At 60.8% G+C, this 22,446-nt stretch carries 23 protein-coding genes and 1 pseudogene; 14 read left to right on the forward strand and 10 right to left on the reverse strand.

What is annotated here, in order from left to right; genetic code table 11:
• Positions 1–279: 279 nt before the first annotated feature.
• The gene (locus CHB75_RS01585) at positions 280–1,782 is read right to left on the reverse strand and encodes a pentapeptide repeat-containing protein (protein WP_176439035.1); all 1,503 of its coding nucleotides are present in this window, start codon (positions 1,780–1,782) and stop codon (positions 280–282) included.
• Positions 1,783–2,037: 255 nt separating this feature from the next.
• Here CHB75_RS01585 and yajC point away from each other — a divergent pair, with 255 nt between their 5' ends.
• The 10 genes from yajC (at position 2,038) to CHB75_RS01635 (ending at position 9,088) form a co-directional block, all read left to right on the forward strand.
• Positions 2,038–2,328: a preprotein translocase subunit YajC gene (gene yajC / locus CHB75_RS01590; RefSeq protein ID WP_089268757.1), complete on the forward strand. Its 291-nt coding sequence runs from the start codon at positions 2,038–2,040 to the stop codon at positions 2,326–2,328.
• Positions 2,329–2,360: 32 nt separating this feature from the next.
• Positions 2,361–4,022 carry a protein translocase subunit SecD gene (gene secD / locus CHB75_RS01595; RefSeq protein WP_089268758.1) on the forward strand — a complete coding sequence of 554 codons (1,662 nt, stop codon included), beginning with the start codon at positions 2,361–2,363 and terminating at the stop codon, positions 4,020–4,022.
• A gap of 13 nt (positions 4,023–4,035) precedes the next feature.
• Positions 4,036–5,004 (forward strand): protein translocase subunit SecF, encoded by a 969-nt coding sequence (gene secF / locus CHB75_RS01600; RefSeq protein WP_089268759.1) that lies wholly within the window; start codon positions 4,036–4,038, stop codon positions 5,002–5,004.
• Entirely contained in the window at positions 4,997–5,749 is a 753-nt protein-coding gene (locus tag CHB75_RS01605) for a sulfite exporter TauE/SafE family protein (protein ID WP_089268760.1), read from the forward strand. The genes secF and CHB75_RS01605 overlap by 8 nt, the downstream gene beginning before the upstream one ends.
• A gap of 12 nt (positions 5,750–5,761) precedes the next feature.
• Positions 5,762–6,115: an Mth938-like domain-containing protein gene (locus tag CHB75_RS01610; protein ID WP_089268761.1), complete on the forward strand. Its 354-nt coding sequence runs from the start codon at positions 5,762–5,764 to the stop codon at positions 6,113–6,115.
• 204 nt (positions 6,116–6,319) lie between these two features.
• A complete protein-coding gene (ccmA, locus tag CHB75_RS01615) occupies positions 6,320–6,934 on the forward strand; it encodes a heme ABC exporter ATP-binding protein CcmA (RefSeq protein WP_089268762.1) in 615 nt (204 codons plus the stop codon).
• Positions 6,931–7,587 (forward strand): heme exporter protein CcmB, encoded by a 657-nt coding sequence (gene ccmB, locus CHB75_RS01620; protein WP_089268763.1) that lies wholly within the window; start codon positions 6,931–6,933, stop codon positions 7,585–7,587. The genes ccmA and ccmB overlap by 4 nt, the downstream gene beginning before the upstream one ends.
• 85 nt (positions 7,588–7,672) lie before the next feature.
• Positions 7,673–8,401, forward strand: coding sequence for a heme ABC transporter permease (locus tag CHB75_RS01625; protein WP_089268764.1), 729 nt, complete (start codon positions 7,673–7,675; stop codon positions 8,399–8,401).
• Positions 8,401–8,556, forward strand: a complete 156-nt coding sequence (ccmD, locus tag CHB75_RS01630) for a heme exporter protein CcmD (protein WP_425439479.1) — start codon at positions 8,401–8,403, stop codon at positions 8,554–8,556. The genes CHB75_RS01625 and ccmD overlap by 1 nt, the downstream gene beginning before the upstream one ends.
• Entirely contained in the window at positions 8,549–9,088 is a 540-nt protein-coding gene (locus tag CHB75_RS01635; protein ID WP_089268766.1) for a DsbE family thiol:disulfide interchange protein, read from the forward strand. Before ccmD ends, CHB75_RS01635 begins: the two co-directional genes overlap by 8 nt.
• Before the next feature lie 10 nt (positions 9,089–9,098).
• Here the strand turns inward: CHB75_RS01635 and CHB75_RS22325 are convergent, their stop codons facing one another.
• From CHB75_RS22325 to acnA, 3 genes are all read right to left on the reverse strand, one after another.
• A complete protein-coding gene (locus tag CHB75_RS22325) occupies positions 9,099–9,230 on the reverse strand; it encodes a hypothetical protein (protein ID WP_281253174.1) in 132 nt (43 codons plus the stop codon).
• A 121-nt stretch (positions 9,231–9,351) separates the two neighbouring features.
• Positions 9,352–10,020: an SDR family NAD(P)-dependent oxidoreductase gene (locus CHB75_RS01640; protein ID WP_089268767.1), complete on the reverse strand. Its 669-nt coding sequence runs from the start codon at positions 10,018–10,020 to the stop codon at positions 9,352–9,354.
• A complete protein-coding gene (gene acnA, locus CHB75_RS01645) occupies positions 10,017–12,791 on the reverse strand; it encodes an aconitate hydratase AcnA (protein WP_089268768.1) in 2,775 nt (924 codons plus the stop codon). The genes CHB75_RS01640 and acnA overlap by 4 nt, the downstream gene beginning before the upstream one ends.
• A 271-nt stretch (positions 12,792–13,062) precedes the next feature.
• Between acnA and CHB75_RS01650 the strand changes: the two genes are divergently transcribed.
• On the forward strand, positions 13,063–13,758 hold the full coding sequence (locus CHB75_RS01650) for a DUF1223 domain-containing protein (protein ID WP_089268769.1): 696 nt from the start codon (positions 13,063–13,065) through the stop codon (positions 13,756–13,758).
• Here the strand turns inward: CHB75_RS01650 and CHB75_RS01655 are convergent.
• From CHB75_RS01655 to purB, 3 genes and pseudogenes are all read right to left on the reverse strand, one after another.
• Positions 13,722–14,279, reverse strand: a pseudogene (locus CHB75_RS01655) (lysophospholipid acyltransferase family protein); the annotation flags it as partial. The gene CHB75_RS01650 and the pseudogene CHB75_RS01655 sit on opposite strands and share 37 nt — an antisense overlap.
• A 435-nt stretch (positions 14,280–14,714) precedes the next feature.
• Positions 14,715–15,782 carry a flagellar motor switch protein FliG gene (locus CHB75_RS01660; RefSeq protein WP_089268770.1) on the reverse strand — a complete coding sequence of 356 codons (1,068 nt, stop codon included), beginning with the start codon at positions 15,780–15,782 and terminating at the stop codon, positions 14,715–14,717.
• A gap of 244 nt (positions 15,783–16,026) precedes the next feature.
• A complete protein-coding gene (gene purB / locus CHB75_RS01665) occupies positions 16,027–17,334 on the reverse strand; it encodes an adenylosuccinate lyase (protein WP_089268771.1) in 1,308 nt (435 codons plus the stop codon).
• A gap of 245 nt (positions 17,335–17,579) precedes the next feature.
• Between purB and CHB75_RS01670 the strand changes: the two genes are divergently transcribed.
• Complete coding sequence (locus tag CHB75_RS01670; protein WP_089268772.1) at positions 17,580–18,008, forward strand: DUF6314 family protein; 429 nt, start codon at positions 17,580–17,582, stop codon at positions 18,006–18,008.
• Positions 18,009–18,087: 79 nt separating this feature from the next.
• Entirely contained in the window at positions 18,088–18,693 is a 606-nt protein-coding gene (locus CHB75_RS01675; RefSeq protein WP_089268773.1) for a biotin transporter BioY, read from the forward strand.
• 156 nt (positions 18,694–18,849) lie between these two features.
• Here CHB75_RS01675 and CHB75_RS01680 read toward each other — a convergent pair whose 3' ends face one another.
• On the reverse strand, positions 18,850–20,061 hold the full coding sequence (locus CHB75_RS01680) for a bifunctional alpha/beta hydrolase/OsmC family protein (protein ID WP_089268774.1): 1,212 nt from the start codon (positions 20,059–20,061) through the stop codon (positions 18,850–18,852).
• 295 nt (positions 20,062–20,356) lie between these two features.
• On the opposite strand from CHB75_RS01680, the gene CHB75_RS01685 reads away from it, so the two are divergent.
• Positions 20,357–20,608 (forward strand): excalibur calcium-binding domain-containing protein, encoded by a 252-nt coding sequence (locus CHB75_RS01685; protein WP_089268775.1) that lies wholly within the window; start codon positions 20,357–20,359, stop codon positions 20,606–20,608.
• A gap of 69 nt (positions 20,609–20,677) precedes the next feature.
• Here the strand turns inward: CHB75_RS01685 and CHB75_RS01690 are convergent, their stop codons facing one another.
• Positions 20,678–21,754 (reverse strand): methyltetrahydrofolate cobalamin methyltransferase, encoded by a 1,077-nt coding sequence (locus CHB75_RS01690; RefSeq protein WP_089268977.1) that lies wholly within the window; start codon positions 21,752–21,754, stop codon positions 20,678–20,680.
• Positions 21,755–21,759: 5 nt separating this feature from the next.
• Positions 21,760–22,422 carry an HAD family hydrolase gene (locus tag CHB75_RS01695; protein WP_089268776.1) on the reverse strand — a complete coding sequence of 221 codons (663 nt, stop codon included), beginning with the start codon at positions 22,420–22,422 and terminating at the stop codon, positions 21,760–21,762.
• Positions 22,423–22,446 lie beyond the last annotated feature (24 nt).

Raw genomic sequence — 22,446 nt, forward strand, 5'->3', positions numbered from 1 at the left:
ACCACCGGGCAGCGCCTGCCCTTGCAATCACACCCATTCACCCTTTCCCCCGACAACGCCGCAGCCACACCCGCCCGGAATCAAGCCAAAGGCGCCGGGCAGCGCCTGCCCGTTCGGGCGGGCTGGCGCTTTGGTGACGTCAGCGCATAGCCTCAAATGACGAACGACCCCGCACCATAAAGCGTCCCGCTCACCCGTCCCGGCGCCACCCCACGGGCAGGCACCACCCGGCGCGCGGAACGCGGGGGGCGAGGCCGTAGGGCGGGGTTCACCCCGTCCTCACTTCGGATCATCCGGGTCCATGCCAAGTTTGCGCATGTGGGCGCGCCATGCCTTCTCAAATGCAGCCAATCCAAGGGGCTCGTCCCCCTGATCCCAATGCGTCGGCTTTGCCAATTTTCCCAAGATTACCGAGGCGTCGCCATAAGCTCCGTTTATGTGATCCTGCAAAAATGGTGCTACGTTACAATCAACGTCTCTCAGAGCAGCACCTCGGAGCGCCGTCGCTCTGAGAGAGGTTGAAGCGTCAAAATCCACTCCAAAGAGATTTGCCCCCTGCAGCTGCGCCTCATATAAACTTGCCCCCTGCAGCTGCGCTTCGTGGAGGTCTGCCCCATGCAACTGGGCGTTCATGAGGTTTGCCCCCTGCAATTGCGCCCAGTTTAGATATGCCCCCTGCAACTTAGCCCTGATTAGTGCCGCCCCTTGAAGTTGTGTCTCGCTGAGGTCTGCCCCTTGCATATTGGCAACCATTAGATTTGCTCCCTGCAACTGAGCATCGCCGAGGCCTGCGCCCTGCATCTGAGCGAAGCTGAGGTTTGCACCCTGCAACTGAGCCCGGAAGAGGCGTGCTCCCTGCAACTGTGCCTCGCTGAGGTCTGTCCCCTGCATTTGCGCTCCGCTCATTTCTGCTTCCTGGAAATCCGCCCGCCCGAGTTCAAAACCCTGAAGGTTAGTTGATCGCAGGTCGATGGGCACCTCTTCAGCAGAGCGTTTCGACACCCGGCGCAAACGCCCAAGCGTCTGGACCGCCTTTTCCAGATCCGACCGCGCTGGTTCCAGAGTTTGCGCCCATTCGCGTACTGCACCGGGACCTGCCCCTTCGGGCACCTCCTTCGGCTTCATTTCCCGCGACAATTCCCGGACATAGACGCTCAGCATCCGGGCGATTCGGGGGGCGGTGTCGGGGCGTTCCTCGACCAGACCCTCCAGACGGTCGATGGCGGCGTTGCGCTTGATCACATCGTCTTCCCAGCGATTGAACCGCGTACCGTCTGCCAAATCCTCCGTCACCTGCCGCTGCGCATACAGATCCGTCGTCGCGGCGTTGATCTTGTCGTTGAACAGCGACTCGGCCGCGGTGATATTCTGCGTGGCGGTCAATCTGATCCGCACCAACGTAAAGGGCAGGGCGGTCACTGCTCCCAGAACCCCGGTCAGCGCGGTGATCTGCACCAGCTTGAAGCGCCAGTTCCAGACATCCTCTGTCTGGCCCCCATCTGGCACCGCGTGCACAAGGATGTCGAAAATCAGACCGAACAGCCCAGCGGTGAGGGTCAGGAACAGCAACCCCCAGAGCGTGATCAGAATAATAACCAGACCGGGGTTCAGGGCGCTCAGGCCCAGACGCTCCGGCAACCGCCCCAACGGGTTCACGCCAGAACGGCCCATCTGCAGGAGCGCCAGAAACACCATCCCCATGGCCAGCGCCGCGCCCAGCAGGGTCGCAATGCCCCAGACCGTGTCCGGGGGCAGGGGAATGGTGATCTCTGTCTTGGTCATGCTCCGCTCACCATGGCGCGGGCCGAGGTTACTGCCAAGAAGAGATGCAGTCCTGCGCCCGAAACCGGCCCCACCCCCCTGACAATCGCGCGCAACATCCCCGCGCGCCGCAGCCATACGCCAGCCATACGCTTGCCATACGGTTTCCATACGCCAGCCAGACGGCACAGAACCCGCCTTGCAAAGCCCGCCCTCTGCACATAGGTTCCGCGCAATTCGAGCGGGGGTGCCCCGCCTCATGCCAAAGGAGCCCCCATGGATACCAGTACCATCGCGCAGTTCGTCCCGCTGATCCTGATCTTTGCGATCATGTATTTCCTGCTTATCCGTCCGCAGCAGAAAAAGCTGAAGGATCACCAGAAGATGGTGTCGGCCCTGCGCCGTGGCGATCAGATCGTGACCCAGGGCGGCCTGATTGGTAAGGTCGTAAAGGTCAAGGAAAACAACGAAGTAGAGGTTGAGCTGGCCGATAACGTCAAGGTTCGTGTCGTGCAGTCCACCATCGCTCAGGTCCTGTCCAAGACTGAACCCGCCGCTAATTCCTGACCCGTTCTTTGACCTGAAGTAGGCCCCCCGCGATGTTGCAAACTGATCTCTGGAAACGCGTCGTCATCTGGGGGCTCGTGGCCTTGGGCATTTACTTTGCCCTGCCAAACGCCTTCTACACCCGTGTCGAAATGCATAATGACGCGGTGAAAGCCATTGAGAAACAAGGCTCTACGGCAGAGCTTGAGGCGCAGGCCGCCCTGTGGCCCGCCTTTCTGCCCTCGGGTCTTGTGAACCTTGGGCTTGACCTGCGGGGCGGTGCGCATCTGCTGGCCGAGGTGCGGGTGGCCGATGTCTATGCCTCGCGGCTCGAAACGCTCTGGCCCGATGTCCGCGATGCCTTGCGCCCGGAACGCGACAGCGTCGGCACCGTGCGGCTGCAACCCTCCAACCCTCTGGAACTGCGGGTGAAAATCTCGAAACCCGAGGGGATGGAGAAAGCTCTTGAGGTTGTGCGCGGCCTTGCGCAGCCAGTCGTTTCGCTGACCGGGGCGGGGTCGACAGATCTGGAAGTGAACGGCGTTGATGATGAGCTGATCGTCACCCTGTCCGAGGCCGAACGTCAGGCGATGGACGAACGCACGGTGCGCCAAAGCCTTGAAATCATTCGCAGACGGATCGACGCTGTTGGCACCCGCGAACCGACGATTCAACGTCAGGGCACCGACCGCATCCTGATCCAGGTGCCCGGCATCGGTTCCACGGCCGAACTCAAGGCGATCATCGGCACCACCGCGCAACTGACGTTCCAGCCCGTGGTGGGCCGCGGATCGGACAAGGATGCCGTCGCAGGCGTGGGCAACGAAGTGCTGCCCGCCGGCGACGAAGAAGGTCTGTTTTACACGCTGGAACAGGCGCCCGTCGTGACTGGCGAAGAGCTTGTCGATGCGCAGCCGACCTTTGACCAGAATGGCCGACCGGCGGTGAACTTCCGCTTCAACCCGTCGGGCGCGCGCAAATTTGGTGACTATACCGCCAACAACATCGGATCGCCTTTTGCCATCGTGCTGGACGGAGAAGTGATTTCTGCCCCCGTGATCCAGAGCCACATTGCAGGCGGATCGGGTATCATCACGGGCAATTTCTCGGTCGAGGAATCGACCAACCTCGCCGTGCTGCTGCGCGCCGGTGCCCTGCCGGCGGCGCTGGATTTCCTCGAAGAACGCACGATCGGCCCGGAACTGGGGCAGGACAGCATTGATGCCGGGCGCGTTGCCTCTGTCGTCGCGGGTGCAGCGGTGCTGCTGTTCATGTTCCTGACCTATGGCCTGTTCGGCGTTTTTGCCAACATCGCCCTGATCATCAACATCGCGATGCTGTTTGGGGTGCTCAGCATGATCGGTGCGACGCTGACCCTGCCGGGGATCGCGGGTATCGTTCTGACCGTCGGTATGGCGGTGGACGCCAACGTGCTGATCTTTGAACGTATCCGCGAAGAACTGCGCACCGCCAAAGGGCCCGCACGGGCGATCGAACTGGGCTATGAAAAAGCCCAGAGCGCGATTGTCGACGCGAACCTGACCACGATCATCACGGCGATCATCCTGTTCGTCATGGGCTCGGGTCCGGTGCGTGGCTTTGCCATCACGCTGGGACTGGGCATCGTGACCTCGGTCTTTACGGCAATCTTCGTCACACGGCTTATGATTGCGATGTGGTTCCGCCGCACGCGTCCCAAAACCATCGAAGTCTGAAAGGTTCATCCAAATGCGTATGCGACTGGTGCCCGACAATACCAACTGGGACTTCTTTGGCAGATCCAAGCTTTGGCTCGGTATCTCGGGCGTGATGATGGTGGTCGCGCTGATCTCTTTCTTTGTGCAGGGGCTGAACTACGGCATCGATTTCCGTGGCGGCACGACCATCCGCACGGTTAGTGCGCAGCCGGTGGATGTGGGCGGATATCGCAATGCGCTGCAGCCGCTGGAACTGGGCGATGTGAGCATTTCCGAGGTTTTTGATCCCAGCTTTGGTGCCGACCACAATGTGGCGATGATTCGCATCCAGGCGCAGGACGAGGAAGAGGCAATCACCGCCGAAGCGACCGAACAGCTGCGTCAGGCATTGTCCACGGTCGCACCGGATATCAGCTTTGCCTCAGTGGAATCCGTCGGCCCCAAGGTTTCGGGCGAGCTGATCCAGACGGCGGTGATCGCGGTGCTGCTCGCTATCGGGGCGGTGCTGATCTACATCTGGCTGCGGTTCGAATGGCAGTTCGCTGTCGGTGCCGTGCTGGCGCTGGTGCATGACGTGGTGCTGACCATCGGTGTGTTTTCCGAAGTGCAGATCAAGTTTGACCTCGCCATCATCGCGGCCTTGCTGACCATCGTTGGCTATTCGCTGAACGACACTGTCGTGGTGTTTGACCGGGTGCGCGAAAACCTGATCAAGTACAAGAAGATGGAGCTCAAAGAGGTCCTCAACATCTCGATAAACGAGACGCTGAGCCGGACGATCATGACCTCGCTCACCACGATGCTGGCGCTGATTGCCATGTTCGTGCTGGGCGGTGACGTGATCCGCGGCTTTGTCTTTGCGATGATGTGGGGCATTTTCGTCGGTACATATTCGTCGATCTTCATCGCCTCGGCCCTGTTGCTGCGGTTCGGAGTGAAGCGGGACTGGACCAGACCCGACGCGAATTCCGGCAACCAGTATTCCAACATTGATGCCTGACCTGCTCGCCCAGACCCTCGCTATGCCGGGGCTCTGGGCGCTGATCGGGACGGTCTTCATCGCCGGTGTGGTCTATGGATTCGCAGGATTCGGCGCGGCGCTGATTTTCATGCCGCTCGCCTCTTCAGTCATGTCGATGGAGGTCGCAGTCGCGGCCTTTGCCGTTTCTGCGCTATCGTCCTTTGTCACCGTAGTGCCGCGCGCCTGGGGGCAGGTGAACCGCAGGGGCGTCGCGGTCATGGTCGTCTGTGCCACGCTGTCTGCCTCACTAGGGCTGTGGATACTGCGGGTGACGGATCTGACCGTGCTGCGCTGGGGTGTGATCGGCGTAACTTCGGCCACTCTGTTGGCGCTGGTCGCCGGGTGGCGCTATGCGACCACACCGACGCTGGCAACGCGGTCCGCCATCGGCTTTGCCACCGGGTTTGTCGGGGGGGCAACCGGTCTGCTGGGGCCGGTGATGGTGCTGTTCCAACTGGCGGGACGTGATTCCGTCACGACGTCGCGGGCGACGAGCCTGGTGTTTCTGACCGTCACCAGCCTGCTACTCTTGCCCCTTATGGCGATCCAGGGGCTGCTTACTCCGCCTGCGGTTGTTTTGGGGCTGATATTGTTGTTACCCTACGGCACGGGGGCGCGCTTGGGCGCGCGTTTGTTCCATCCCGGGCTTGAAAAATTTTACAGAACCGTTGCCTATGGCATCATATTTTTGGCCATCCTTTTGGGGTTGCCTTTGTGGGACTAGGGGATTGATGCCATGCGCATGAACGAGATCGTCTATACAGAAGCTTTGCCGATCGAAGGGTACGGCCCCGGTTTTTTTCGGATCGACAGCAAGCCGGTGCACGGCCCGATCTGTGTTTCCCTGCGCGGCGTGGAACCTTGGGGCGGGCTTGATGATCCGGAAACACTGATGCAATTGTCCCAGGATGTTGATGTTCTTTTTGTCGGCACCGGCAGCGATATCGCGCATATCCCACGTACCTTGCGTGACCGGCTTGAGGCGCTGGGGCTGGGGGTCGAGGTGATGAATTCACCTTCTGCCTGCAGGACCTACAATGTGCTGTTGTCCGAAGGTCGCCGTGTGGCACTGGCGGCCTTGCCTGTCTGATTTTACCGACGGTTTTCAGCACGCGGCGTTTCGGCTTTCCGCGCGCGCCAGAGCGGGGGGGCCTGTCCTGCATGATCCCCGGAGTAGTCACCGCGCATTCAACTTTGGTCAAACCGGCGGCGGGCTGACGAAGGCAGGGGCTTCGGCACGATCCGGGCGTTTTGGTGCTTTTGTCAGCGGACACGGTGAGCTAGGTCATGTTCCATGACTTTGCGGGTTACAGATCTCGAGATTTCGCGCGGCGGGCGCGCCGTGCTGGAAGGGGTGAACTTTGAGCTCGCGCCGGGATCGGCACTGATTGTGCGCGGCCCGAATGGGGTCGGCAAGACCACCTTGCTGCGCACCATCGCCGGGCTGCAACCAGCCCAGAGCGGAGAGATTTCCGGAGCGATGGACGCCATGGCCTATGCCGGGCATTCCGACGGGCTGAAATCCATGCTGACGGTGGACGAAAACCTGTCTTTCTGGGCGGCTGTGTTCGGCCGCACGGACATCGAGGCAGCGGTAGAGGCCTTTGATTTGCGCGATCTGAGGGATCGTATGGCCGGGACCCTGTCCGCAGGGCAGAAACGGCGCCTTGGCCTCGCGCGGTTGATGGTTACCGGGCGACCGATCTGGGTGCTGGACGAACCGACCGTCTCGCTTGATGCGGCTTCGGTCGGGCTCTTTGCCGCTGCAGTGCGCGCTCATCTGCGGCAGGGCGGCTCTGCGCTTATGGCGACGCATATCGATCTTGGGTTGGAGGAGGCGGCGGTTCTGGACCTGTCCGCCTTTCGTGCCAGCCCCCGTGCAGCGCAGAGCGACGAGGCCTTTTTATGAGGGCGCTGCTGGCACGGGATCTGCGACTGGCTGTGCGGGCGGGCGGCGGTTTTGGCCTTGGTCTTTCGTTTTTCCTGATTGTGACGGTGCTGGTGCCCTTTGGTGTCGGCCCCGAAACGGCGTTGCTGACGCGGATTGCCCCGGGGATATTGTGGATCGGGGCGCTGCTGGCCTGCCTGCTGTCACTTGACCGGATCCTTGCGCTCGATTGGGAGGATGGCACGCTGGATCTGCTGGCGACCGCCCCTTTACCGATGGAGGGGATCGTGAGCGTGAAGGCCCTTGCGCATTGGATCACCACGGGGTTGCCACTGGTGCTCGCCGCGCCGGTGCTGGGGGTGTTGCTGAACCTCGCGCCGGGCGGCTATCTCTGGGTACTGGTATCGCTGGCGGTAGGTACGCCGGCGCTGTCGGTCATCGGGACCTTCGGCGCGGCGCTGACCATCGGATTGAAACGCGGCGGCCTTCTGCTGTCGCTGCTCGTCCTGCCGCTCTATGTGCCGACGCTGATCTTTGGTGCCGAGGTGGCGCGACGCGGGGCAGAGGAGCTCGATGTCGCGACGCCGCTCATGCTGCTGGCTGGGATCAGCTTTGGCGCGGTGGCGCTTTTGCCCTTCGCTTCGGCGGCAGTGTTGCGGATCAACCTGCGCTAACGGTTATGTGCGCATCTGACGCCTTGCCATTCATGGCGCGTTTGTTTGATCTGTCAGTTGGGAAATGGGGAGATAAGTCAGGTTCATGTCGCTTTGGGAATATGCAAACCCGGTCAAGTTCATCCGCACGACGGATATGGTGCTGCCATGGATTTCGGTTCTGGCTGTGCTGTGCCTTGTCACCGGCCTGATCTGGGGCTTTTTCTTCACGCCCGAGGATTACCGTCAGGGTTCGACCGTCAAGATCATCTATCTTCATGTGCCATCGGCACTGATGGCGATCAATGCCTGGATGATGATGCTGGTCGCGTCGATCATCTGGATTGTCCGGCGTCACCATGTCAGCGCCTTGGCGGCGCGGGCAGCGGCCCCGGTGGGGGCGGTGATGACGTTGATCGCTCTGGCGACAGGCGCGCTTTGGGGCCAGCCGATGTGGGGCACCTGGTGGGCCTGGGATCCGCGCCTGACCTCGTTCCTGATCCTGTTCCTGTTCTACCTTGGCTATATCGCGCTCTGGTCCGCGATCGAGGATGACGACACTGCCGCCGACCTCTCCTCAATCCTGTGCCTTGTCGGGTCGGTGTTTGCCGTGCTTAGCCGCTATGCAGTGAATTTCTGGAACCAGGGACTGCATCAGGGCGCGTCGCTGAGCCTCGACAAGGAAGAGAACGTCGCCGACGTGTTCTATTTCCCGCTGCTGGTTTGTATCGCAGGGTTTGTGCTGCTGTTCGTTGCGCTGGTGTTCCTGCGCACGCAGACGGAAATCCGGGCGCGCCGTACACGCGCGCTGATCGCAAGGGAGCAGCGAGGATGATGCCCGATCTTGGAAAATACGCAGGCGTTGTTCTGTCATCCTATGTGGTTGCGCTGGGGCTGATCGTGGCGCTGGTAGCCGTCAGCATATGGCGGGCGCGACGGGTCAAGGCGGCGCTGGAGCAGGTTGAGAAGCGGAGCAAACGGGATGGCTAAACTATCGCCGCTGATGATCGCGCCGCCGCTGATCTTTGCCGGGTTCGCCATGCTCGCCTTTGTGGGCATGTTTCGTGACGACCCGGAGGGCCTGCCATCGACCCGGATCGGACAACCGGCCCCCGCAATCACGCTTGAGGTGCTGGGCGATTTTCCCGGCGTGACGCCGGACATGCTCAAGACAGGTGAGGTGACGCTGGTCAACTTCTGGGCCAGCTGGTGCCCGCCCTGCCGCGCTGAGCATCCCAGACTTTTGCAGATGCAGGCCGATGGCATGCAGATCATCGGTGTGAATTTCAAGGATCAGGCGGGCGACGCGCTTTCCTACCTTGCGGATGAGTCGAGCCCGTTCAAAGCCATCGCATTTGATCCCAAGGGGCGCACGGCCATTGAATGGGGCGTCACCGCCCCGCCGGAGACGTTCATCCTGGACGGCGAGGGTGTCGTGTTGTTCCGCTTTGCCGGGCCGCTGGTGGGCAGCGACTATGAACAGCGGTTCGTGCCTGCGCTGGAAGCCGCGCTGGCGAAGTAATTCGGTCGGCCTACAGCTCGCATTGCGCTTCGGCATGCAGCGAAGGGCAGCCTTTTGGGTTGTCGCTAGAGGCGTAGGCCCCGATCACCATCAGCAGCGCCAGAAGTGTCGCCTGATAAATCGTCATGAATGTCAGCTTCATTGTTCCGCCTCTGCACGGCTTCCTCTTGGGTGGAAAGCCTCTCAGATAAATAAACGCCGGGAAGCGCGATTCGTTCGCTCACGGTTTGGTTATTGGCGGAAATCTGCGTAGTGGGCGCGGGTTACAGCCGATAGCCGCCGCAGACGCTCAGCACCTGACCGGTTATCGCACCAGCGGCGTCCGACGCCAGAAACCGCACAGCCTCTGCAATATCCTGCGGAGTCGCAAAGCGACCCAGAGCGATGTCCTTCCTGAAAAGCGCTTCAAGTTCGGGTGGCCGGGGCGCGTCAGGAATGTCGACCGGCCCGGGGGCGACGGCATTGATGCGGATTCCAGCGGGCCCATGCTTTTTTGCGGCCCAGCGGGTCCAGTTCTCAAGCGCGGACTTGCTGGCCGAAAAGCCCGGTGCAGAGAGTGCAGGCAGGCGCGCATTCATGGATGATATCGACACCACACAGCCGCCGCCCGAAAGCTGCGGCAGGCAAGCGTCGAACAGGGCACGGGGAGCGATATAGTTGACTGCCATGCAGTCCGCTTCGTCAACGGATCCCGCGTTGTTCACCAACAGATCAATCCGCCCAAATGCCTCAAGAACCTCGGCAGCCAGATGCGGTGCAGCCTGTGGATCTGTGAAATCCGCGCGGAACGGAGTGAAGCCATCGGGCAAAACGGGCACCGGGCCGCGATGGGATATCGCGACCCGGTGTGTTTGGGACAGTGTGTTTGCAAGGGCGCGCCCGATCTTGCGCGCGCCCCCGGTGATCAGCGCGACAGGTCGCGCGTCGTTCATGCCACCGAAGCGAGGTTACGCAGAACGTAGTGCAGAACGCCGCCGTGTTCGATGTACTCGACCTCGATCGCCGTATCGATCCGGCACTTGATCTGGATCGTCTTCTCGGTGCCATCAGCGAACTTGATCGTGCAAGGCACTTCCTGAAGCGGCTTGACCGTGTCGAGACCGCTGATCGAAACGGTTTCCTCGCCGGTCAGACCTAGTGTCTTGCGCGTGTCACCACCGGTGAATTCGAACGGGATGACGCCCATGCCGACCAGGTTGCTGCGGTGGATACGCTCAAACGATTCAGCGATCACTGCCTTGACGCCCAGCAGGGCCGTGCCCTTGGCTGCCCAGTCGCGGCTGGAACCGGCGCCGTACTGTTCGCCGCCAAAGATCACCAGAGGTGTGCCCTGATCCTGATAGGCCATGGCCGCATCAAAGATCGACGTCTGCTCACCATCCGGTCCCTTGGAATAGCCGCCCTCGACGCCATCCAGCATCTCGTTCTTGATACGGATGTTGGCGAAGGTGCCGCGCATCATGATCTCGTGGTTGCCACGACGCGAGCCATAGGAGTTGAATTCGCGCTGGGGCACCTGACGTTCGATCAGATACTTGCCGGCTGGCGTAGTATCCTTGAACGATCCGGCGGGCGAGATATGGTCGGTGGTGATCATGTCGCCCAGAATTGCCAGCACGCGCGCGTTCTCGAGGTTGGTGATAACGCCCGGCTCTGCCGACATGCCCTGGAAATAGGGCGGGTTCTGAACGTAGGTCGAAGTTGCCGGCCAGTCATAGGTTTCCTGCTGCGGAACCGAAACACCCTGCCACTTTTCATCACCTTTGAAGACGTCGGCATATTTGCTCTGGAACGCTTCGCGGGTCACGGTTTCCTGAACCAGATCGGCGACTTCCTTTGTCGTCGGCCAGATGTCCTTGAGGTAGACGGGGTTGCCGTCCTTGTCATTGCCTAGCGATTCCTTGGTGATGTCGACGTTCATGTCACCGACCAGGGCATAGGCCACGACCAGCGGCGGCGAGGCAAGGTAGTTGGCGCGCACGTCCGGAGAAATCCGGCCTTCGAAGTTGCGGTTGCCCGACAGGACCGAAGTGGCGATCAGATCATTGTCGTTGATGCACTTGGAGATTTCCGGCGCCAGCGGGCCAGAGTTGCCGATGCAGGTTGTGCAGCCATAGCCAACAAGGTTGAAGCCGATGGCGTCCAGATCGTCCTGCAGGTTTGCGGCCTCAAGGTAGGCGGAAACCACCTGCGACCCCGGTGCCAGCGATGTCTTGACCCAAGGCTTGCGCGTCAGACCCTTTTCGCGGGCTTTGCGGGCCACCAGACCGGCGCCGATCATCACATAGGGGTTCGATGTGTTGGTGCACGACGTGATCGACGCGATCACGATGGAACCGTCATGCAACTGGTAGTGGCCGTCTTCCGTGGCGACATAGCCACGGTTGTGATGACCTTCGTCGCCCGGGATATCGGTCGGCTCAGGTGCGCCGCCTTCGCCTTCCCAGCGGAATTCCTCTTTGGGAGTAGCGTCCTTGCCTTCGCGGATACCCTTGACATACTGACCGAACGCTGTCGCGGCGCTGTCCAGTGCGATGTAATCCTGCGGGCGCTTGGGGCCAGAGATGGCGGGCACGATTGTGCCCATGTCCAGTTCCAGGGTGTCGGTGTAAACCGGATCGTAATCCGGACCACGCCAGAAACCGTTTGCCTTGGCATAAGCCTCGACCAGCGCGATACGGGATTCTTCGCGCCCGGTATTCTTGAGGTAACGCAGGGTTTCATCGTCAATCGGGAAGAAGCCACAGGTCGCGCCGTATTCCGGCGCCATGTTGGCGATGGTCGCGCGGTCGGCCAGCGGCAGGTGATCCAGCCCTTCGCCGTAGAATTCGACGAATTTGCTGACAACGCCTTTGGCGCGCAGCATTTCCACGACCTTCAGAACCAGGTCAGTGCCGGTGGTGCCTTCCATCATGCGGCCTGTCAGCTTGAAGCCGATAACCTCGGGGATCAGCATCGAAATCGGCTGACCCAGCATCGCGGCTTCGGCCTCGATCCCGCCAACGCCCCAGCCCAGAACGGCCGCGCCGTTGACCATGGTGGTGTGCGAATCCGTTCCGACCAGCGTGTCGGGATAGGCGACTTCATTCCCGTTCTGGTCCTTGTCGGTCCAGACGGTCTGGGACAGGTATTCCAGGTTCACCTGATGGCAGATGCCGGTGCCCGGCGGCACGACGCGGAAGTTGTTGAACGCGTTCTGGCCCCACTTGAGGAAGGTGTAGCGCTCCATGTTCCGCTCGTATTCGCGGTCGACGTTCATCTGAAAGGCGCGCGGGTTGCCGAATTCATCGATCATGACAGAGTGGTCGATGACCAGATCAACCGGGTTCAGCGGGTTGATCTTTTGCGGGTCGCCACCAAGCGCCTTGATGCCGTCACGCATAGCGGCAAGGTCGACAACTGCGGGAACGCCGGTGAAATCCTGCATCAGCACGCGGGCAGGGCGGTAGGCGATCTCGCGGCTGGATTTTCCGCCGTCCTTTGCCCAGGCGGCAAAGGCCTTGATGTCGTCGACGGTGACGGTTTTGCCGTCTTCGAACCGCAGCATGTTTTCCAAGACGACCTTCAGCGCAACAGGCAGCTTGGAAAAATCCCCCAGACCGGCTTCTTCGGCGGCTGGGATCGAATAATAGCTAAATGACGTGCCGTTGACGCTAAGCGTCTTGCGCGTCTTGGCGGTGTCCTGTCCGACGGAAATGGGCATGGGGGTCTCCCTGTGAGGTACGAATGGATTTCGTTGGGTCTGTTACGCTATCTGCCCCATGCCTGACGTGCGATCAAGGGGGGTGCGACAATTTATGTATACCATTGCACACAATGGCCGGATGAAAGCAGATCCGACAGCTCCGGCCAAATCCTTGGGCGTTACCGGTTAATAAAATGGCCTTATAAACTACCTCTCGCAAAACCTTGATTGGTATTTCAGGTGGTGTTCGGTAACCCTCCCGCAACCAAAGATCAGGATCGGAACCGCGATGCGTCATCTTCTAAGTTGCTTTACAGGGGTGTTGATATTCTGCGCCGGTTCAGTCTTTGCACAGCAAAGCCCTGTGGTGGTTGAACTTTATACCTCTCAGGGGTGTTCGTCATGTCCGACGGCCGATGCGTTGCTGGCCGAGCTTTCCGCGCGCGACGATGTCATCCCGCTGGCGCTTCATGTCGATTATTGGGACTATATCGGGTGGAAGGATAGATATGCCATTCCGGCCTTTACAGCGCGTCAGAAGGGTTACGCCGCTGCGTTGGGCAACCGCTCGATTTACACACCGCAGATGATCGTGAACGGAAAACACGACGCGGTGGGCAACCGACCCAAGGATGTGGCTGCGTTGATCAAGGCTCATAAGGCGGTGCCAACGGCCGTGACTTTGGAAATTTCGCGCAACGGTGGCATGCTGAACATCCGGGCAAGCAGCGTCAGGAACGTTGGCCCGACGGAGATCGAGCTGGTGCGCTACATCCCGCAGGAATCGGTTGTGATAAAGCGCGGCGAAAACGCTGGGCGCACGCTTCCCTACTCGCATATCGTCACGGACTGGAATGTCATCGGCCAATGGAACGGGCAGGGCAGCTTTTCCACCACCGCCCGGGTCACAGGCAACGCGCCCGTCGTCGTGCTGGTGCAGGGTTCGAATTACGGCCCAATCTTCGCCGCTGCGCGCTTGCGCTGACGGCGCGGTTTCCAGCGGCGGTGGATCCAGAACCACTGTTTGGGATGGGCGCGGATCCGCTCTTCTAGCTTTGCGGTGGCCGCGCGCATCATTTCAACCGGATCGCCGTGAGGAATGGGGGCGTCGAACTCGGCTTTGAAACTGCAGCCATCGGGCTGGCGGATACCAAAGAATGGCACCATCAGCGCCCCGGTGCGCAGGGCAATGTCGGCGGTTGATGTCAGGGGCAGCGCGGGCTGACCCATAAAGTCGATCGGTGTGCCCGCGCTGTCATAGACATCAAACAGCAGCTGCGCCATGCCGCCCTCCCTGATGTGGAGCAGCAGGCCCGTGATGCCGCGCCGACCTTGTTCGAACACCGGGCCGGAGAGACGATGCATGTTCCTCGCATAGTGGTCATTGAAGAACGGGTTGGACATGGGGCGGTAAAGGCCGCCAATTTCGAACCCGCAGGCGGCCAGCGCTGCGCGCGGCGCTTCAAAGTTTCCAAAATGCCCGGTGACGGACAGAACGGGACGGCCTTCGGCGCGGGCATTTTAGACTGCGGTCAACCCTTCGCCCGATACCGTTAGGGTCCGCATTCCGTCACGCAGGCCGACCAACTCGTAATTCTCGATATTCGTGCGTCGGCATTTTCAGCAACAGCATCGGCTATGCGCTTTTTTCGTCTTCGGGCATATCCGGCCAGAAATGGGTCAGATTTTCGACCGCGCGCGCCCGATATCCGCTGAGTGGCGCCACGATACGTGCCACAAACCGCCCCATCAGCCACAGGCGTAGGTGTAACGGCAGACGCAGCATCCGCCGGATCACCACCCGCGCGCCCGGTCGGCGATCCAGTCGGACCAGTTGCCGACTATCCGCTCTTCTGGGCTTGTCCGGCTCACTCGACGCTCCTGCACAACCCTGGCCAAGAATTAGGCCGGAGGCTCGCAGTTCACAACCCTGCCACCAGATCACTCCTCCGCAGCGGAATCTTCGGCTTCATCGGGGCTGAGCAATTCGATCTCGCCCGAGGCGATAAGGTCGCGGATTGCTGCAACAACGGAGTTCATCGCATCTTCGGCCACCTTGAGCTTTACCTTACCTTTTTCTGCCGCTTCGTCGCGTAGCGACTGAGCCATGCGTTTGGACATGTTGTTCAGCAGGAATTCACAGGCGGCATTTTCTTCGTTGGTGCGCGACCCGGCGATGGCAGTGACCAGAACGGTGGCCTCTACGTCGCGGGTGACCTTGGGCACGTCAATGGCGTTAAGCCGTGCTGGGATGTTCTGGAAGGTAAAGATCGCCCTGCGCACTGCTTCAGCAAAGTCGCTGTCAGTTTCATCAAGGCCTTCGAGGACGTCGTCACGGATGTCGGCGGCGGAATAGTTCAGGATTGCCCCGACACGTTCCACCGGCGCAGAGGAGAAGGCGCGCGGCGGTTCAGCATCCATCTGACTGGCGAGACTGAGGCCGATACGGTCCACCGCTTCGGGGGTGACCCCGGCCGTCATGGACACCGCATAAGTTATACGCCGCGCCTTGACTCCGGGCAGTCGCCCGAGCAGCGCTGCGGCCTTTGTCACGTCGATCTTGGACAACATGACGGCCGCAACTTCGGTGCTTTCGGACAGGACAATGCGTTCCAGCCAGTCCAGATCCTGTGTGCTGATCCGAACCCATGGATCGCCTGCCTGACGAACACCCGCTTCCTTGCGCAGGCGGGCGGCGGTGACCGCGCTGATCTTGCCATCAAGGGCTGAAAGCGCACCAGCGATATTTCCTGGGAACGAAATGCCGACGGCCTCGAGCTCATCCGCGAATTCCTGCACCACCTGCGTCAGGGTGTCCCGGTCGACATAGCGCATGGCACCCAGTTGCTGTGTCAGCTGTTCCTGCATGTTTTCAGGAAGCGATGATAGCGGTACGTCGGCGCCTTCATTCAGGATGAACTGCACGATGATAGCAGCCTTGACCTTGCGTGTCAGAATCGGCTTACCGCCGGGTGGTGCGAGGGCGGCAAGGGGGGTGAGGCTGTTCATGAAACGCTCCGTTGGACCTTGGCCAAGGGCTAGCGCATCTCGGTTAATATAGGTTGCAGTTATTACCTAAAAATCTGTCTAATTTCCAATAATATCTGTGGTGAGAGTGTCCCCGGAAGCGTCGTCTGGAGAAGCAACCGGCTTTTGAAGCACGCGGTGAGAAACGGTTGTTTCAGGCTGTGGGGCAGACAAAAAGGCGATATCGGTCTCTGGGCGGGACCCTGTGCCCCGCCCAGACGCGCTGTCAGTCTTTGCCGAATACGCGGGCAAAGATAGTTTCCACGTGTTTTGTATGATAGCCGAGATCGAATTTTTCCTCGATCTGTGCGGGGCTCAGGGCTGCCGTCACTTCGGGGTCGGCGAGCAGTTCCGTCTTGAAGTCCGCGCCTTGTTCCCAGACCTTCATGGCGTTGCGCTGCACGAGCTTATAGCTGTCCTCGCGGCTCACTCCGGCTTGGGTCAGCGCCAGCAACACCCTTTGCGACATCACGAGGCCGCGGAACTTGTTCATGTTCGCCAGCATGTTGTCGGGATAGATCACCAGCTTTTCCACGACACCGGCCAGCCGGTTCAGCGCAAAATCCAGCGTGATGGTGGTGTCCGGGCCGATCGTGCGTTCCACCGAAGAATGCGAAATGTCGCGTTCGTGCCAGAGCGCCACGTTCTCCATCGCCGGAACCACCGACATCCGCACCAGACGGGCAAGCCCGGTCAGGTTCTCGGTGAGCACCGGGTTGCGCTTGTGCGGCATGGCGGAGGAGCCCTTTTGCCCCGCCGAGAAGAACTCTTCGGCTTCCAGAACCTCGGTGCGCTGCATGTGGCGGATCTCGGTGGCGACGTTTTCGATGCTTGATGCGATCACACCCAGCGTGGCAAAAAACATCGCGTGGCGGTCGCGTGGGATGACCTGTGTGCTGATCGGTTCGGGACGCAGGCCAAGCTTTTCGCAGACATGTTCCTCGACTGCCGGGTCGATGTTGGCAAAGGTGCCGACCGCGCCGGAAATGGCGCCGGTGGCGATTTCCCACTTGGCCTTTTCCAGACGGTTCTTGTTGCGATCCATTTCGGCGTAGAACCGGGCAAAGGTCAGGCCCATCGTCGTCGGTTCGGCATGAATGCCATGGGACCGGCCGATGCGGATGGTGTCCTTATGCTCAAGTGCGCGGGTTTTGAGCGCGGTCATAACACGGTCGACGCCTGCCAGAAGGATGTCCGTTGCGCGTACAAGCTGGACGTTGAACGTTGTGTCGAGCACGTCCGAGGAGGTCATGCCCTGATGCACGAAACGCGCCTCGGTCGAACCGATGTGTTCCGACAGGTGGGTCAGGAAGGCGATGACGTCATGTTTGGTGACAGCTTCGATTTCGTCAATGCGTGCAACGTCGAATTCAACGTCTTTGGCTTTCCAGACGGCGTCCGCGCTTTCCTGTGGGATCACGCCAAGCTTTGCCTGCGCGTCGCAGGCATGTGCCTCGATCTCGTACCAGATGCGGAACTTGGTGGCAGGTTCCCAGATGGCGACCATTTCGGGGCGTGAATAACGGGGGATCATCGGCGCGGATCCTTTCGTGGCTTGTGAGGATGTTGAGCGCGGTCATAGACTGCGCCTGCCGCAGCGACAAGGGTGGTGGATAATTGTGGCGTCGGGCGAAGTGTGTTTGTGCAGGGCAGTGAAGCAGTCAAGCGGCAGGGTACGCCAACAAAATAGCGATGCACGCGCGGCCGCGTCGGTGCGGGAAAGAGGATACGGATGGTCTGTTGTAACGTGGTATTCGACCGAACCCCGGAGAGACCAGGGTGAAACCCGCCGACCTGCACGATTTTGTCGGCCACTGGAGCCTGCGGCGCGATATCGATGATCGCAGGGCCGGTCAGGCGGCGATTGCCACCGGGCAGGCGGTCCTGTCGCCGGGGCCGCAGGGGCTGGTCTATGACGAGGAGATCATCCTGCAACTTCCGGGGCAGAAACCGCTGGAGGGGCGACGGCGCTACCTGTGGCGGGCGGTGACCGACGGAATCGCGGTCTGTTTTGATGATGGGCGCAGCTTTCATACCATCGCCCTTGGGACGGCCGCGCCAGACGACGCGCACTGGTGCGACCCCGACCATTATGAAGTGACCTATGACTTTGCCGGTTGGCCGTGCTGGCGCAGTGTCTGGACGGTATCCGGCCCGCGCAAGTCCTACAGAATGGAGACGGCATATGCGCCGCTGACCGTGACTTAACACTGCTTAGCACTTGCAGCATTTCAGGTCATCAGGCAGAAAAGCGCGTAACAGGGATTTGAAACTAGGGGAGACAGAGATGGATTTGGCACTGAAGCGTAACGTACTGGTCGACACGTTCGGCGCAACCGAAGGGCTGGGGCTGCGGATCAAGCAGGCCGCTCTGGTGGTCGCGGGGATCGCCGTTCTGGCTGTCGCAGCAAAGATCAAGGTGCCGGTTCCCGGCTCGCCTGTGATGATCAGCATGGGCACTTTTGCCGTGCTGACCGTTGGCGCGGCTTACGGTGCGCGTCTTGGTCTGGTGACGATGCTGGGCTGGATGCTGATCGGGATGCTGGGTTTTGATGTGTTCCAGAACTCTACCGCCGATCTGAACGGCATCAGCTACATGATGGGTGGCACTGGCGGCTATCTTGTGGGTTATGTGCTGGCGACGCTGGCACTTGGCGTACTCGCACGGGCCGGATGGGACCGGTCGGCGCCGAAGATGGCCGGCGCGATGCTGCTGGGGAACGTGCTGATCTACGTGCCGGGCCTGATCTGGCTGGGTATGCTTTATGGCTGGGACAAGCCGATCCTGCAGTGGGGCCTGACACCGTTCCTGCTGGGGGATGCGGTTAAACTCGGGCTTGCGGCGCTGCTGCTGCCTGCGCTCTGGAAGCTGGTCGGCCGCGCACGCGGCTGATCCTTTCGCAGTCTTGATCCTATTGTGAGGCGCAGAGCGATGCTCTGCGCCTCACTCGTTTTTGGCGCCTGTGGTCGCGTGAGCCGGTTCGCCAGCGCTGTGCGCCTGTTCCTTTTGGAGCCTAGCGTATTTGGAACGAGAAGAGGCGGGTAGAGGTCATAGCAATTCGGTTTCGACCCGTGCCCCAGCTTCAAGAGTACGGTGCACCGGGCATTTATCGGCGATTTCCAACAGGCGTTGCCGCTGCGCCGCATCAAGCGGCCCGTCGAGCGTGATACGGCGGCGAAAAAGGTCGATCTGCGTATCGGTGCTGGGGCTGGCATCCTGAGCATGCACCTTGTCATGGGACACTTCTACCCGCACATTCTTTAGCGGCCAGCCCTTGCGCCGGGCATACATCCGTATGGTCATGGAGGTGCAGGCGCCAAGCCCCGCAGCGACGAAGCCATAGGGCGACATGCCGCGATTGGTGCCGCCATAGGCCAGCGGTTCGTCGGCCAGAGCGTGGTGATAGGGGCCGGACTGCACATCCTGCAGAAAACCGTCAGCATCGGCTTCAGAAACGCGCACTACGCCTTCGGGGGCGCCGATTGGGGGGGCAGGGTGGTTCAGCTCAAGATAGCGACCAGCCCAGGCTGCGATCACGGTGGCGGCATATTCCGCATCCTTCGGATCGCTGATCAGGTGGTCAGCATCGTCCAGGGTAACAAAGCTTTTTGGGTGTTTGGCGGCGGTGAACAACTGTGCGGCGTTGGAAATATCGACCGTTTTGTCGCATGGCGCGTGCAGCACCAGCAGCGCCTTTTTCAGATGTGCAACGATGGGTTCCAGACGTGTCGCTGCTACGTCGCTGATGTAGGCATCGCTGACGCCAAGGGCGCGCCCGCCCAGATCTATCAGTGCATGGCCTTTGTTGCCTCTCGCATCCAATGCGCCGCCGAAATTCTGGCAGAGATCACCCGGATCGAAAGGCGTGCCAATTGTCACGACTGCTCTGGAGGAGGCAATGTCAGGTGCGGCGCGAAGGATCGCGGCACCGCCAAGCGAATGGCCGATCAGCAGCCTTGGCGCCATGCCACGTTTTCCCAGCACGGCGGCGGCGGCACATAGATCCCCGACGTTGGGAGTGAAGGTGGTATGCGCGAATTCCCCCTGCGCATGGCCCATCCCGGTGAAGTCGAACCTCAGCACGGCGATGCCCATGGCCGCCAACCGTTGGGAGATGCGGTGCGCGGCCGGGATATCCCTGGAGCATGTGAAACAATGCGCGAACAGCGCCGTGGCAAGAAGTGGTCCGTCCGGCAGGTCTAGGCGCGCCGACAGAAGGGCACCGGAGTGACCGGGGAAGGTTAGGCGTTCGGTCGGCATTAAATGTCCTTGGAGAAGGGGTAGTGGGGCGCGGTTGTTTGACCCTGTCTGTGTTGGGTTACACAGTGTGGGTTAGCGGGCAGCGCTGCAAGGATTGTGTCGCCTCCGTCACCGGAAGGTGAGCCGGTCGGTACGAATGGTGAATGATGTAGCTGGGACCGTGGGCAAGTTGTTTGGGTCACAGGGGGGGATGACGCAAAAAAAACAGCTGTCGCGCAGAGTGGAATATTTCCCTTGTAATGCAGGCAGGCTCCAACGAGTGTTAACCATTCGTAAACGGCTCTCGAAGTGATTTATGACACGTGCACCATGGCTCATCTGTCTGCTCTTGATCGCACAGCCGTGTTGGGGCGACGCGGAGAAAACCTTTGCAGAGCGGGTGAACGCGCTCCGCCTTGCGCAGGCGTTCGATTGCCGGGATGTCAGCTGCAAGCGTCTGAGTTCCTGCGCCGAGGCTTGCTTCAAGCTGCTGCAATGCGGGCAGAGCAAACGCGATGGGGACCATGACGGAATCCCCTGCGAAAATCTCTGCTCCAGCCGTTGCTAAAGCTTCTTCGGGGCTCCGGAAAAGCGGCGTCGTGCGCAGGCGACGACGACAACGCCGCCGATCATTGGATCACCCCCTGCGGCGGCGTCCACCGGAACGACGGCCACCAGCCCCGCCGTCAGCGGCATTCGGGTCGCGGTTGAACATGATCCACTGCGCGCCGGATGGGTCATTGTCGGTCAGGAAGTTGGCGGCGCGGATTGCCTCCATCTCCTTGCCGGGGCGCGGCATTGTGCTGCCAATCCCGAACATCTGGCAGAACGCCTCGTCATCCATGTCCGGGGGCAGCATGATGCCTGCCGCCTCGACCGCCGCGCGCTTTTCGGCAATCTTTGAAGCGCCGATAGGCAGGCCGACCGGGTTCATGATGGCGCTGGTCATCCCCGCCGCCATCGCCATCGGCAGAAAGGCGTTGTTGATGCCGTGCCGGTTGGGCAATCCAAAGCTGATGTTGGAGGCACCGCAAGTGGTGTTCACGCCCAGCTCCTCGCGCAGGCGGCGAACCAGAGCAAAGACCTGCAGGCCGGCCGTTCCCATCGCGCCGATCGGCATCACCAACGGGTCGACCACGATATCATGAGCCGGAATGCCGAAATCAGCAGCGCGCTGAACGATCTTTTTGGCCACGGCAAAGCGGACATCCGGGTCCTCGGAAATTCCGGTGTCGTCGTTGCTGATCGCCACCACCGGCACATTGTATTTCTTGACCAGCGGCAGGACGAGTTCCAGCCGCTCTTCCTCACCGGTGACCGAATTCAGCAGCGGGCGACCCTCGCATGCCTCGAGTCCTGCCTCGAGCGCGCCGGGAACCGAGCTGTCAATGCACAAGGGGACATCGACAACGGCCTGAACCCGCCGGATCAGTTCGGGCATCAGCATCGGTTCGACGAAGTTGTTGTCGGCATAACGCGGATCTTCGGCCATCTTGTTGGAAAACACCGCGCCCGAATTCACGTCCAGCATCGTCGCACCACAGGCGACCTGCGCAATCGCGTCGGCCTCAACCCGCGAAAAATCGTCCTGTTCCAGTTCGGCGGCAAGGATCTTGCGACCTGTCGGATTGATTCTTTCGCCGATCACGCAGAATGGCTGATCAAAGCCGATGATGGCGGTCTTGGTCTTGGATTCGACAATGGTGCGGGTCATGCAGGTCATGCTCCTTGGGATGGTATGCGCCGGGAAAGAAGCTCCGGCAGGATAGGATCTGTGAAATCCGCGATGGTGATCTGGGCACCGGCGTCGCGCAGGGCGGAGTCGGACAGGGACGAGCGGATGCCGACGGCGTAGGCCCCCGCTGCCCGGGCAGAGCGCAGCCCCGAGGGGCTATCCTCAAAGGCGATGCAGTCGGCCGGTGCAACACATAGTCGCTCCATCGCGGCGCTGTAGGGGGCCGGGTCGGGTTTGCCCCGATCGCATTCATCGCCGATGATGCGCAGGGGCAGGCGTTCTGCCAGTCCAATGGCCGCAAGCATTGCTTCCGCATTGTCGCGCGGTGCATTGGTGACGACAGCCATGGGCCAGCCTGCGGCCTCGGCCCGGTCCAGCAGCGACAGAAGGCCCGGCATCGGTTCAGCAGAAGCGCCAAGGCGGGTGCGAAATGCAAGTTCTTTGGCATCGCTCATGGCCTGGGGAACTTCCTGCGGGAAATGTTCGGCAAAGATGTCGAGGTTATGCCGCCCGTGGATGTTGCGCAGGTAAAATCCGTCATCGAAATCACGACCGTGCTCCGCAAACAACTCGGCAAAAACGGCCTCGTGCAGGGGATCGGTATGCAGTAGCGTCCCGTCCAGGTCGAATAGCAATGCCAAAGTCATAGAGTTCCGATCCGTGCCATATAA

The organism is Puniceibacterium sediminis (assembly GCF_900188035.1).
GTDB lineage: Bacteria > Pseudomonadota > Alphaproteobacteria > Rhodobacterales > Rhodobacteraceae > Puniceibacterium > Puniceibacterium sediminis.